Here is a 12,646-nt window from a genome sequence, read left to right as displayed (position 1 = left end):
CGTAAATTCCCCCTATCTGCAACCCCCTGCCCATTCAGGGTTGACCTGACGGATCGCGGCTCTAGTTTTTGCCGCGATTAAGACGTGCATTTTTTCGCATCACCGGATCCAGCTTATCGCTTCCAGTGGTGCTTTTCTTGGTTTTCAGACTGCCGGAGCGCGACCATGGACAATGCATCTTCCGCCGCCGACTTCATCCAGGCGAGCCGCATTCTCAAGATCAACTCCCCGCTGGGTGAAGACCAGCTCCTGCCTGAGCGCGTGACGATCGAGGAAGGCATTTCCTCGCTGTTCGAGATACGCCTCGTCGCCCGCACCAAGAAAGCGCAAATCAAGCCGGAAGAACTGATCGGCCGGCTGCTGGATGTCTCGGTCGAGGTACAGCAGGGTGATGGTGAGGCAGGTTCAGCCATCCGCCGTCCGTTCAACGGTCTCGTCACCCAACTCAACGAAGGCCCGCCGATCACCCGCGGCCTGCGCTCCTATGCCATGGTGCTGCGTCCGCAGATGTGGCTCCTGACCCGTCGCTCCGACTGCCGTATCTGGATGGACAAGACTGCAGTGGAGATCGCCGAAATCCTGTTTTCCGAACACGGCATTCCGGCACCCGATACATCGGGCGTGATTACATCGCCACCCAAGCAGCATTACTCAGTTCAATGGAACGAGACGGATTTCGCTTATTTATCAAGACGTTTTGAGGAAGACGGCCTATTCTACTGGTTCAGCCACGAGGACGGCAAGCACAAACTGCATGTGGCCGATACGGCCAATGGCTGGCTCGGCCCATCACCGTCCGCTCAGGGCGAGGGCAGGGTGCGTCTCGCCCAGGGTTCGTCCGATCGCAACCATATTAACGAATGGGCACGACAGTTTTCTTACGTACCGGGCCAACGCGCCGGCGCTGACTGGAATTTTGAGACCCCGCGCATGGTGCCGGGCACGATGACGCCGTCTCTGGTGCAAATGCCGGATGCCACCAAACGTGAGCTTTATGAATACCCGGCTCGCATCTCCTCGGTTGCTGAAGCCGAGCGTGCTCAGAAACTCAGGTCACAGGCGTCTGAGGCTGACCATGATCGGGTGTATGGTGCCTCGACGAGCCGCATCATCGAAACCGGCCGCCGGTTCACGCCATACGAAGTCGCGCATCCCGATCATGCCTATGACGAGCATGTCGTCATCAAGTCGGTCCAGACGGTGGTGGATCGCTCCTATGAGACCAACAGCAACGAGCCGGAATATCGCAACGAGTTCGAAGCGGTTCCCTCACGCGTACCGATGACGCCGCACCGGGAGACAAAACGCCCACGCATCGAGGGCACGCAGGTCGCGATCGTTGCCGGCCCCGAAGGTGAAGAAATCCACCCGGACCAGTACGGCCGCATCAAGGTGTGGTTCCCGTGGGACCGCAAGGCCAAGAAGGACGGATCCGACACTTGCTGGGTACGCGTCGCCCAAAGCTGGGGCGGTGGCACCTGGGGTGCGCAGGTCATTCCGCGCATCGGCATGGAGGTGATGATTGCCTATGTCGATGGCGATCCCGACCGGCCGCTGGTGACGGGTGTTGTGCCCAACCCGAGCAATTCCGTGCCTTACGACCTGCCTGCCAACAAGACGCGCATGGTCATGCGGTCGAATTCGCATAAAGGCCAGGGCTTCAACGAGATGACATTTGAAGACGAGGCGGGCCAGGAAAACATGTTCTTCCATGCCCAGAAGGACCAGACGACGCGCGTTCTCAACGACCGGACCAAGCGGATCGATCGTCATGAAGTATCGGCGATTGGCGCCAACCGTACGGTCGAGGTGGGTGGTAACCAGAAACACGAGGTCGGTGGGTCGATGAACACCGTTGTCGGTGGTACCGGACCGATGGCCATGGCGCTAATGGGTGCAGTGCAGGGACTCGCAGGACAAACTTCCGGCCTCCTGATGCAAGCAAGCCAGATTGCTGGCGGTAGCACGCCAGCGGTGGCCGCATTTGCTGGGACCCTCGCCTCCTCCGCTCTCGGTTTCCTAGGGGCGGAGGGACTGGGTAGCCGGCAAGGAGTGGTCAGCGGCTTAAGCCCTCGCGCAGATGCCGGTACCGCGCTTGCCGGATCTGGCACCGGAGTCGGGGACGCCGCATCCAGCTTGTTTCCGTTGCCAGGCATCGCGAACACTATCATCGGTTCATTTCAATCGACCACTGTTGGGGTTGCTCAGGTCGAACAGATTGGCACAACGAAAGTCTCCAATGTCGGTCAGACTTCGGTTGAAAACGTCGGTAAGGCAAAGAAGCTTATTGTCGGGGAAGAATACGTCATCGAAGTCGGAAAATCGAAAATGGTGATGAAAAAGGATGGGACCGTCATCATCAAGGGGGTGAAGTTTCATTTCGAGGCGGAAGGGCCATTCCAGCAAATCGGCAAGGTTATTGATCTGAACTGATCGGACGGCTCATGGTTTCCATCACAAATTTTACCCCTTTTGCAAATCTCCGTTTCTCAAATTTTGATGCGGACGGGCGGGAGTTTGGCGTCTTTATGATCAAGACGTCTATGGATATCCGGCAGGACGGAACTTGCGTACTCTCTTCTGAGCAGGAACCCTTTGCCTTTACGGACGAGTACCACGGCGAATTGAACGCTTCGTCGGTTCGATACCCTTCCGATTTTGTGCCCTACAAACCTCGGAGCGAAGTCATTCTTGACGCAACTGCCTATGCTCCAGGCGAAATTACAGCCCGTGAATGGGACGTTTCAGTCAGGGTTTCCGACGACAAGGGTGTTTTCGTCGAAAAGACACTGCACATAACCGGGCCGCGACAGTGGCAGCCGGAATGGTTTCGGGCACTCTCGGCGAACGAGGAGGCCGAATGGCAGCGTTTTGGAAAACTGTTCCAAGGATGGAAACTTAGCGAGCCCGACCCCATTTCGCAGCTTCCGATCCGATACGAGTACGCTTTTGGCGGGATGATCGAAACGGGCAAAAACGAAGACAATGAGCCTTTCTTCACCGCGTATGAGCACAACCCCATCGGGCGCGGTCTAATCGATAATCAGCACACAGATCGCAGATATCCGGTACCGGCCCCCCAGATCGAAGACCCTCTCTATCCGGTGATCACTGCTGATACACGCTACTCGCCACAGGGCTTTGGCCCAACTCCTCCTGCGTGGCTCCCAAGGCGTGCGCTTGGCGGAACATATGATCAGAACTGGCTCGACAACGTATGGCCAAAATGGGCGAAAGACTATGATTTCGCTTTCCACAATGCTGCCCATCCAGACTTACAAGGTAACAGGTTTCTTGAGGGCAGCCTTATCGTAGATTTGAAACACCTTCACCCAACCGATCCGCAATTCGTGATCCGTATCCCTGCCTCAAAGCCGGTTGTCACAGCGGTTTTGGCTAACGGCGAACGGGTTTTGCTCGAAATGGTCCGGGACACGGTTTTTTTAGAGATCAGCGACGAGTTTAGACACGACCCACGTGTCCATTGCCTATGGCGAACACCTTTCGATCTGACGGTTACAGAGGCCATCAGCGTTCGCTGGGAGGACGATCCAACGGAGCCGACGTTACGCCTGACACCGAAAGAGGTCGCGCACGACAATGAAGAACATGTCGAGTTGCAGGAGGTATAATGGTTGTCCCTATTTCAGCAAGGAACCACGGCTCCAACATCGTTCACACCAAGGGGCCGGATGTCTGCAAGACACCCATGGGTTCTTCGATGGTGGACGTTCCTTACATGTCGATGGTGGATCTAGATCGGGCCATTCGGACCTCAAAGACCGTTCGAAACAACACCATGCTCGATTTCCAGTTGAATTCGCGAGCTCTTATGGTGACTGGACATGAGCCGGGGATCGGACGGGGTTCCAAAATAGCCGGCTACAAAGGGTATGCGCACGCAAAGCACGCCTCAAAAACGGTTTATTCGGAAGGATGGGCCGTGGTCAGAGATCGTGATCCGGCTTGGATCAATCATCCGGATCCCAATCCCCCTGAGCCCAGCAGACGAATGAGCGAGGCCAACGAACCGCTGCTGACCGCCGCTATAGGCACACCTGCGAACTCTCAAGTTTGAACGAATACGGGGCAAGGATACCAAATGGGTGAGACATCAATCCATTCGAGCGGCGGCGGCTTGCCGAACGATTCGGTCCATCCAGCCAATGCAGAGGGCGAATTTGCCATCGGAGCAGGTGAACAAACTTGGACGCTTGCGGACTGGCTCGATGCATGGGAACAGTACGAGAAAGGCCGGGAAGACGAAAAAGCAGCATTAGATCAGGAAAAGCGAGAGCTTGAATCGGAGCTAGCAAACGCAACGGATCCGGCTGCGCGAGCAGAGATCGAACAGCAGCTACGCGAAGTGGCAATAGACCGTAGCGTAATTGATACCTCGTATGATCTCGCTGTCGACCCGTTTGAAAGTGGTACCGGTCATTTCGAACCCGGTGATTACCACTCATGGGCTGAACAAGGAGGCCTTGATCCCTACGACCCTGAGACTGCGTCAAAATACAATACTTATATGCCTGCGCAGTATAATCGCAGCTATATCAACGCGCTCAAGGATGGAGTGGAGGCTGACAGCTGGTTTTATTTCAATGTCCTTAAACCCATCGGATGGGTTGCCGACATTCCGATCAATCCCGGCTCGATCTTACAAGGCCTTTTCCGTCGAGGAATAAAGAAAGTCGCTCCGCGAATCTTGAGGATGGCGAAACGCCTTGCTCGCCCAAAACGTCAAGAGCGTGTGGCTGGAAGAAGGCGTGATCGCAAAAAACGCCGGGATTGTCGCCTGTCAGGGAATCCCACTTTCATGCCAACAGGCGTCGCAGCTCATATCGATCCGCAGTTTCGCATTGAGGGACTGATTGCTTTAGAACTTGGCTCCATGTTTTATGGTGATCTGGAGCAGTCGGGGCCTCTGGGACGGCATCGCATAACGGAGTTCGATGCAACGATCCAAAGAGACGAGCATGGAAGGTTCGCCTTTATCGACGACGAAGGCTTTGTCATCCATTTCAAGCCTCCAACTCCGATACCCGGCGGATGGGTAGAGGGAAGCACCGATCGTCGAACCGAACTCCAGCAAGGCCATCGCCGCTCCCTATTGCTTAGAGAGAACGGAAGAGTCTCGACATTCAATAAATGTGCTGACGATATCTGGCGTATATCACGAATTGAGGACAGGCTCGGCAACGCACTCGTCTTTGATCGTGACGCCGGCAGCAACCTTCTTAAGATTACAACCCCAGAAGGGCTCAAGGTCCATTTCGAATACGTCGGAACGAACCAACGCAGCCTGATAACACTCGAAGGTGTGGATGGGAGCCGCAAGGTCGTGATGCGCTATGCCTACGACAGCTCCGGAAGGCTGATTCTTGCGGAATGCCCGTATGGCGAGCGACACGAGTTTACCTATGACGAAAACGGCCAAATCCTGCGCCTCGTACGCAACGGCGATTATGAAGCGAATTACGAGTATGACGAGCAGCAGCGCCGCACGCGTATACAAACCAATCGGAAATTCAATCCGGCGCGGTTCGAGTATGACGAGGAAAATGGTGTTTCGACTTACCTGCCTGCCGGAGATCCCTCACGTGCACAGAAATTCTTCTATAACGACAGCAAGAATATAACGCGTGAGGTCAACGGCCTCGGACATGAGAAGCGAACTATCGAAAACGATCGGGGCCTCGTCGCCGCTGTCGTAGATGGTGAAGGCAATTCCATTTCCTACACATATGATCCATTCTGCAACGTCGCCTCGACCACCGATGCCGAGGGCCGCTCCACCTTTTTCGTCTGGAGCAGCGACAATGCCCTCGAAATGGTCATCGACAACGCCGGAAAGTCTTGGCAATACCAATACGACGATAGAGGCTCACTGCAGCAGGTCACCGATCCGCTTGGCCACATCACCGAGATCAAGAACAATGCTGCGGGTCAACCAATCGGCATAAGTCGTCATGACGGTCTATTGGAACAGCATGCCTACGACAGCCACCACTGGCTGAAAGAAACTCTCGATTTTCGCGGAGGCAGAACACGTTACGAACGCGACGGCTTTGGTCGCGTTACAGCCGTGATTGATACCATGGGGCAGACAACACGGTTCAGCTACGAAGATCAAAGCGGCATGGACTTTTACACGCCGACAAACGTGAAAAGGCCCGATGGTGTAACCAACAGAGTTGAAAGCAGCAATCGGGGCCGTGAGGTCATCACGGTCGATGGTGAAGGCAACAGCACCACCTATATCTACGATGGCCTTGGCAACATCGTCGAGGTTGTCGATCCGGAAGGCAATCGTCTCCGTTTTGTCTATGATGACGAATTCAAGTTGGCAAAGGTCGTTAATGCGACAGGTCGCGAATGGACCTTCGACCGTGATCCCGCCGGGCGCATTGTCCGGGAAACGGATTTCGATGGAAAGGTAACGACCTACGGTTACGACAGGGCCGATCGGGTGACCGAGACAACGCATCCGGACGGGCGCACCACTTCTTATGCATGGGATCGATCCGGCTTGCTTCTCAGGCGCACGGTCGCTCTCCCCGGACGAGACGAAATCGAAGAGGAAACGTACACCTATGATGACCGAGGTTTGCTCGCAAGCCTGGCAAACGCATCTTCGACAGTAACACTGGAGTATGACGACGCAAGCCGCTTGATTGCCGAAACCGTGAATGGCCTTCGTGTAGAAAGCCAACTCGACTGCTGTGGTAATCGTATCGAGCGGAAAATCGGTGCGCATATCACCACATATTCCTATGATCCCATGGGCGCTTTGACATCACTGAGCGTAGGTGGGCAGACGAAGCTCACGATTTCACGCGACAAAGCCGGGAGAGAAAGGGAGCGATCCAGCGCACAGAGTTTGTTGCTGGAACATCACTATGACGTCGTAGGGCAACTCATCAGCCAGACAGCGCACTATTCACCTAAATCAAGTCCCTCTGCAGAGCCCCGCGCGCCCCGCCATCCTGTCGCTTCACAATGGACCCGGTTTTATCAGTGGAACCGGACGTCGTCGCCGATTGCGGTCTCTGACCCGCTGTGGGGAGAGACGAGGTACAAGCCAGATAGTAATAACCAGATTATCGAAGCGACACATGGTAGCGATCTGAAAATAGGACAACCGCCAGCGCTAGGGCAAACTGGGAAAAATGACATTCCCGGTTTTCCCTCGGATGCCATGGAGAGCGAACGTTTTGCGTATTCACCGACATTGGATGTCGCAGGATCCCAGACGGCTTTACCAGAGAAACCTTTGGGGCGCCCAATTGCATCGTGGACAAGCTCTGCCGGCGGACGCGTCGAAGCGGCATGCGGCCCAAGGGGCGAGTCTATCAATTTTGTCTATGACGCTAATGGGAGGGTGATTGAGCGTCGCGTGGAACGCGATGGTTTTCGCCCGGTTGTCTGGCGTTTCGTGTGGGACGGGTTCGATCGGATGACCCAGGCGATCTGCCCCGATGGATCCGTATGGCGATACACCTATGACCCGCTCGGCCGCCGCATCGACAAACGTCTCCTCCCCTCAGCGGGGCAGGCGGGGTTCCAGACACTGTCTTCTGGTACTCGCTTCGTATGGGATGGCAATGTCATCGCCGCGGAAGTGCCACTTGTTCGAGAACGGCATGCGCCGAGGAACGGCATGTCTGACGAACTGGCACGGGCAACATGGTGGCATTTCCTCCCAAACAGCTTCACGCCACTGTTGCGTGAAGATGGTGCGTCGGGAGATGTTCTTCATATTGTGACGGATCATCTCGGCACTCCGAAAGAGATGGTTGATGAGGCGGGGAGCCTGGTCTGGGCTGCATCCTATCGACTTTGGGGAGATATTCGATCTCTCTGGTCTGCAGCTACGAACGACAATCAGACGCGACCGGAGACCGCGAAGTGGGTCGCGGCTGCGGGGAACAACGCGCTTGACATATCCGCCGCGTGGAACGGTGAAGTTAATCATGCCGAATTGCGAAGTGCCGGTGACGCCGACACAATAGCGGCCAGGATGCTGTGCCCGATCCGTTTTCAAGGGCAGTGGGAGGACTTGGAAACAGGCCTGTTTTATAACCTTATGAGAACGTATGATCCACTGTCTTGCCAATATATGAGCTCGGACCCCATCGGGCTACTTGGCGGATTGAGACAGAACGGCTACGTAGCTTATCCTACTGAAGCTGTTGATCCGCTCGGTCTCGCGACCCTGCGGAACAATCTGATCGCCGCTGGCCGGGGTTTGAATGTTCCCTGGCAGGCGCACCATCTGATTCCGTGCGCCGTTTGGGGTAATCACAGACCGATGTTCAATGCACTGGGCATGCGACGTGACGCCGCGTCCAACGGGATTGCACTACCGACAGATGCTACAAATGCGAATAACCCGCCCTTGCCGATCCACCGTGGTGCTCACGCGACGTACAATGCTCGTAACGAAACCGCGGTGAGCGGCATCGAGGCGAAGTGGCGCCGAGCGCGCAATTGCGCAAGGACTTCCGCCCAAAGAGCCGCTGCCGACAACATGGCACGTCGAGAACTGGTTGCATTGCAGCAGCAGAACATCCAGATCATAAGAGCATTCGCGTCCGCGTTCCCTGGAGCTAATATGAACCAATGCCCGTAGATTATTTCATCCTGACATACGCGGCTGATCGCGACAGTCGTGCTCCACATTTCCTGAAGGGGGCGCTCAGCCCGAAACAAGTAGGAAATTACGAAGATATAGGCTTGGAGACGCTACAGCCTTGTTGGAACGAGCATCTCGGCCGTTACGATTTTCTGGAGGATCTGTTTTTCGTATCACGCGAAGATGACATCAACCTTGATTTTTATCCAACCGCCGATGGCTTCCTCGCCTCCGACGCTTTGGTGGATACGTTAGAAAAGTTCGGAAGCGACAGGTTTGTTTTCAGAAGCGTGGCCATGACGAATGAAGCAGGAGCCCCAAATTCGCGCCAGCCTATGAATTTTTGTCAGGTAATTGAGCAGGACAACGCTTTCGAATACTCTGAAATGGATATTGATGGCCGTTACCATTCGGAGATCGACGGCCCGAATACATTAGACCGATCTGGTGAAAATCCGTCCGTTACGGCGTGTATTTCTATCGTATTGAAAGAGGGGCTCCCCGAACTCTTTTCTACGAGACAAATCCCCAAATTGACTTGGGTTGCGTCTGAGAGGATTAAGCAAGATTGCGAAGCTAAACTTTTGATTGGACCGTTTTTCATCCCCCTAAATGACATTGCAGTCGTCGATTTTGCGTTCGATGGACCGGGTGGCTTCTCGAAAACAGCGCCGCATTGGATAGAAAAAAGTGATTTTAGACGTTGGGGCGAGAAAGTGGACCGCCAAACAATGTTCGATCCGAGTGGTGACGACGCGAAGGCAGTGCTGGAGAAACTGTTGAAAGGGTAATTTCATACGGATGGCTACTCAAAACATCGAAGTAGCCAATATTTCACCAATCCGCCCGCCCACGGTTTGACGCGCTCGACCGCTCGAAATTCACCTGCCCATCACGGTACAAAACCTAAGCGGTCCGGTGGACAGCGATAGATAATTCGTGTTTTCGACGGCGGCACACTGCTTTGTCTGACCTGCCACTGAAGTTTCATCCGGCTGCGATTAGAGCCTCGGCGGTTTTTGATAAGCCAAATGGCGTGGTGGGAGCAACCGGCGGAAACGCGGAGCTTCCATATTGCGTAGCGTTGGAGCCGGTTGCGGCGATGATCCCGGCATAGTCCGTCGGTGTTTGGTATCCGAGCGATGAGTGCGGCCGAACATTGTTATAGTCGTCGGCCCATTCCGCAATGGCGCTACGGGCATGATCGAGCCCAAAGAACAGGCTCTCGTTGAGCAGTTCGTCGCGCATTCTGCCGTTGAAACTCTCGACATAGCCGTTTTGCATTGGCCTTCCCGGCGCGATGTAATGCCACTCGACCTTGTGATCCTTCGACCAGGCGAGGATGGCATTCGAGTTCAGTTCGGTCCCGTTGTCTGAAACAATCATGCCGGGCTTGCCCCGTCGCTCGACAAGCGTCGTCAACTCCCTTGCGACACGGCGACCAGAGATCGACGTATCAGGGATAGCCGCCAGGCATTCGCGCGTGACATCGTCGACCACATTGAGGATGCGGAAGCGCCTGCCGCAGGCGAATTGATCGTGGACGAAATCCAGTGACCAGCGGGCATTTGCCTTTGCTTCGACGAGGATCGGGGCACGCGTGCCAACAGCACGACGCCTGGCTTTCCGCCTGCGCACGGAAAGACCTTCCTCGCGATAGAGCCTGTAGATGCGGTTGACACCGGATGGCTCTCCGTCCCGCCGAAGCAGAATGAACAGCCGTCGGTAGCCGAACCGTCGTCGCTCATTGGCCAGATCGCGCAACTTCGCTCGCAGCTCGATCTCCGGCGGCCGAGAGGATCGATAGCGCATCGTCTTTCGGTCCGCGGATATGATCTGACAGGCCCGCCGTTCCGAAAGGCCCATGATGGCCTTCAGGTGCGCGACAGCGTCACGCTTGGCGGCAGGCCCTACCATTTTTTTGAAAGAAGCTCGCGGAGTGCGGCTGTGTCCAGCATCTGTTCGGCGAGCAGTTTCTTCAGCTTGGCGTTCTCGTCCTCCAGCGCCTTGAGGCGCTTTGCCTCAGACACCTCCATGCCACCGTATTTGGCCTTCCAGTTGTAAAAGGTCGCTTCGGAAATCCCGCGCCTACGGCAAAGATCAGCCGCTTTCGCTCCGGCCTCCTGCTCCTTCAACACCGCAACGATCTGCTCTTCCGTAAATCGCTGCTTCTTCAAAAGTCCGTCCTCGATAGGCCGGACTCTAATCCATTCTGGAGGAAACTCTTAGTGGCAGGTCATGTCATCCAATACTTGTCCTGCATTGCCAGTGACCGCGAGCCACATGATTCACTGGAAAGTAATAACCATCAATAAGGGATACTTATCGACGGACCTCCATTCCTTAGTCGCTAACGCAATTTTGCAAGTGAAATGATTGCGTATCGCATCCCCCAAAAAGCAGCGATTGAGTCTTTAACAAACATCATTATATTGGCATTAAAATCGTGCAAAGGAAATAAATGCTAGTATGATGGCTTTTAAAATGTCGTCGCCAGCAGAGGTCATGGCCGATCTCGCCGAGCGGGCGAAACGGCGACGAATCGAATCCAATCTGACCCAGCGCGAGCTGGCGGCAAGAGCCGGCGTGTCCTACAGCTCTTTCCGCATCTTCGAGGACACCGGCAAGGCATCGCTGGAAACCGTCGTCAAGATTGCCTTCGTGCTGGGTGCCGAAGCGGAGTTCGCACATCTTTTTCCGTCCAGGGCGCCGCGAACGATCGAAGATGTCATCGAGCGTCCCCTGCGGCAGAGGGTCCGCAAATCATGAAATTCGAACCTGTCCGCAAAATGAGCGTGACCCTGGATATCGAGAGCAAACCGAGAGAGCTCGGCACGCTCGCCTGGAGCAATACCGAACGCCGCGCCTATTTCGAATATGCGACCGAATTTCTCGCGGAACCGCTTCTCGTCTCTCCTTTTCACCTGATGGCCAATGCCGGCATTATCCAGGCCCCACGTGATCCGTTCGATGGCTTGCACGGCCTTTTCAACGACAGCCTGCCGGACGGCTGGGGCAGGATGTTGCTCGATCGGCGCCTGCAGCGGGCAGGAATCGATTTTCACGCACTGACGCCGCTTGATCGTCTCTCGGCCGTTGGAACGACCGGCATGGGTGCCCTGTCCTACATTCCAGAAATTGCCGAGGAGAGCCGGGCGGAAGGCGACCTCGACTGGTTTGTCGATCAGGTCGCTCTCGTTCAGGATCAGATGGATGCCGCCGATCTCGACACGCTGCAAGGCGCCCAAGGCGGCTCCGCCGGCGCGCGGCCGAAAATCATGATCGGCTTCGATCCGGTGGCCGACAGCGTCGTTTTCGATTACGGGCAGGGCATGTCGCCGGCATTCGAGCACTGGATCGTCAAATCGCGCAGCAGCGAAGATCCGGCTGATATCGGCGCCGAGGAACAGGCCTATGCATTGATGGCCCGCGCCGCCGGCATCGACATGGCCGAGACGCGGTTATTCGAAACACGCAAGGGCAACAGGTTGTTCGCCACCAAACGTTTCGACCGCACCCCGGCGGGCAGGCTGCATATGCACACCGCCAGCGGCTTGCTCGATGCCAGCCACCGGGAGCCATCCGTCAACTATGAGATGCTGCACAAACTCACCTGGCTGATGACCCGTGACGTCACGGTAGTGCAGAAAATGTTCCGGCGCATGGTCTTCAACGTTTTATCCCGTAACCGCGACGACCACGCCAAGAACCATGCCTTTCTGATGGGGGCAGACGGCCAATGGCGGCTGTCACCGGCCTACGACCTGACATATTCCTCCGGTCCAGGAGGCGAGCACAGCGCCGATGTTGCAGGTGCGGGGCGGGCACCCGATACCTCCCATATGCTGAAGGTCGCAAAGGCAGCGTCGATACCGCCGAAGGCAGCGCATGCCATAATCGACGAGGTACGGACCTCTCTAGCTCGCTGGCCGGAATTCGCAGAGGAAGCAGGACTACCAGCAATTCGAACGAAGGAATTGAACAGTATCCTCACTCCGGGATGAAAAT

8 protein-coding genes are annotated in these 12,646 nt (G+C 55.7%); 7 read left to right on the top strand and 1 reads right to left on the bottom strand.

Translation table 11 applies throughout. The features are described 5' to 3' along the window. Positions 1-165: 165 nt before the first annotated feature. From tssI to J2T09_RS16680, 5 genes are read left to right on the top strand one after another with little or no spacing between them, the layout of a single operon-like run. Complete coding sequence (gene tssI, locus J2T09_RS16700) at positions 166-2,433, top strand: type VI secretion system tip protein TssI/VgrG (RefSeq protein ID WP_306836695.1); 2,268 nt, start codon at positions 166-168, stop codon at positions 2,431-2,433. A gap of 11 nt (positions 2,434-2,444) precedes the next feature. Next, on the top strand, positions 2,445-3,632 hold the full coding sequence (locus tag J2T09_RS16695; protein ID WP_306836694.1) for a DUF2169 family type VI secretion system accessory protein: 1,188 nt from the start codon (positions 2,445-2,447) through the stop codon (positions 3,630-3,632). Beyond that, positions 3,632-4,078: a PAAR-like domain-containing protein gene (locus J2T09_RS16690; protein ID WP_306836692.1), complete on the top strand. Its 447-nt coding sequence runs from the start codon at positions 3,632-3,634 to the stop codon at positions 4,076-4,078. Before J2T09_RS16695 ends, J2T09_RS16690 begins: the two co-directional genes overlap by 1 nt. 24 nt (positions 4,079-4,102) lie before the next feature. Continuing rightward, a complete protein-coding gene (locus tag J2T09_RS16685) occupies positions 4,103-8,635 on the top strand; it encodes an RHS repeat-associated core domain-containing protein (protein WP_306836688.1) in 4,533 nt (1,510 codons plus the stop codon). Continuing rightward, positions 8,626-9,429 carry a hypothetical protein gene (locus J2T09_RS16680; RefSeq protein WP_306836686.1) on the top strand — a complete coding sequence of 268 codons (804 nt, stop codon included), beginning with the start codon at positions 8,626-8,628 and terminating at the stop codon, positions 9,427-9,429. The genes J2T09_RS16685 and J2T09_RS16680 overlap by 10 nt, the downstream gene beginning before the upstream one ends. Before the next feature lie 196 nt (positions 9,430-9,625). Here the strand turns inward: J2T09_RS16680 and J2T09_RS16675 are convergent. Next, a protein-coding gene (locus J2T09_RS16675; RefSeq protein WP_306836684.1) for an IS3 family transposase occupies positions 9,626-10,815 on the bottom strand; the annotation gives its coding sequence in 2 pieces (ribosomal slippage) (positions 9,626-10,563 and positions 10,563-10,815; 1,191 coding nt in all). Positions 10,816-11,143: 328 nt separating this feature from the next. Between J2T09_RS16675 and J2T09_RS16670 the strand changes: the two genes are divergently transcribed. Beyond that, positions 11,144-11,407 carry a helix-turn-helix domain-containing protein gene (locus tag J2T09_RS16670; RefSeq protein ID WP_306836683.1) on the top strand — a complete coding sequence of 88 codons (264 nt, stop codon included), beginning with the start codon at positions 11,144-11,146 and terminating at the stop codon, positions 11,405-11,407. After that, the gene (locus tag J2T09_RS16665; RefSeq protein ID WP_306836680.1) at positions 11,404-12,642 is read left to right on the top strand and encodes a type II toxin-antitoxin system HipA family toxin; all 1,239 of its coding nucleotides are present in this window, start codon (positions 11,404-11,406) and stop codon (positions 12,640-12,642) included. The genes J2T09_RS16670 and J2T09_RS16665 overlap by 4 nt, the downstream gene beginning before the upstream one ends. Positions 12,643-12,646: the final 4 nt, after the last annotated feature.

It is taken from the genome of Neorhizobium huautlense, from assembly GCF_030811685.1.
Taxonomy (GTDB): Bacteria; Pseudomonadota; Alphaproteobacteria; order Rhizobiales; family Rhizobiaceae; genus Neorhizobium; species Neorhizobium huautlense_A.
This window is presented reverse-complemented; position numbering and strand designations above follow the sequence as displayed.

Excerpts from the sequence above, each read along its gene's own strand:
- tssI (WP_306836695.1), top strand. The coding sequence starts at position 166 with ATGGACAATGCATCTTCCGCCGCCGACTTCATCCAGGCGAGCCGCATT.
- J2T09_RS16695 (WP_306836694.1), top strand. The coding sequence starts at position 2,445 with ATGGTTTCCATCACAAATTTTACCCCTTTTGCAAATCTCCGTTTCTCA.
- J2T09_RS16690 (WP_306836692.1), top strand. The coding sequence starts at position 3,632 with ATGGTTGTCCCTATTTCAGCAAGGAACCACGGCTCCAACATCGTTCAC.
- J2T09_RS16685 (WP_306836688.1), top strand. The coding sequence starts at position 4,103 with ATGGGTGAGACATCAATCCATTCGAGCGGCGGCGGCTTGCCGAACGAT.
- J2T09_RS16680 (WP_306836686.1), top strand. The coding sequence starts at position 8,626 with ATGCCCGTAGATTATTTCATCCTGACATACGCGGCTGATCGCGACAGT.
- J2T09_RS16670 (WP_306836683.1), top strand. The coding sequence starts at position 11,144 with ATGGCCGATCTCGCCGAGCGGGCGAAACGGCGACGAATCGAATCCAAT.
- J2T09_RS16665 (WP_306836680.1), top strand. The coding sequence starts at position 11,404 with ATGAAATTCGAACCTGTCCGCAAAATGAGCGTGACCCTGGATATCGAG.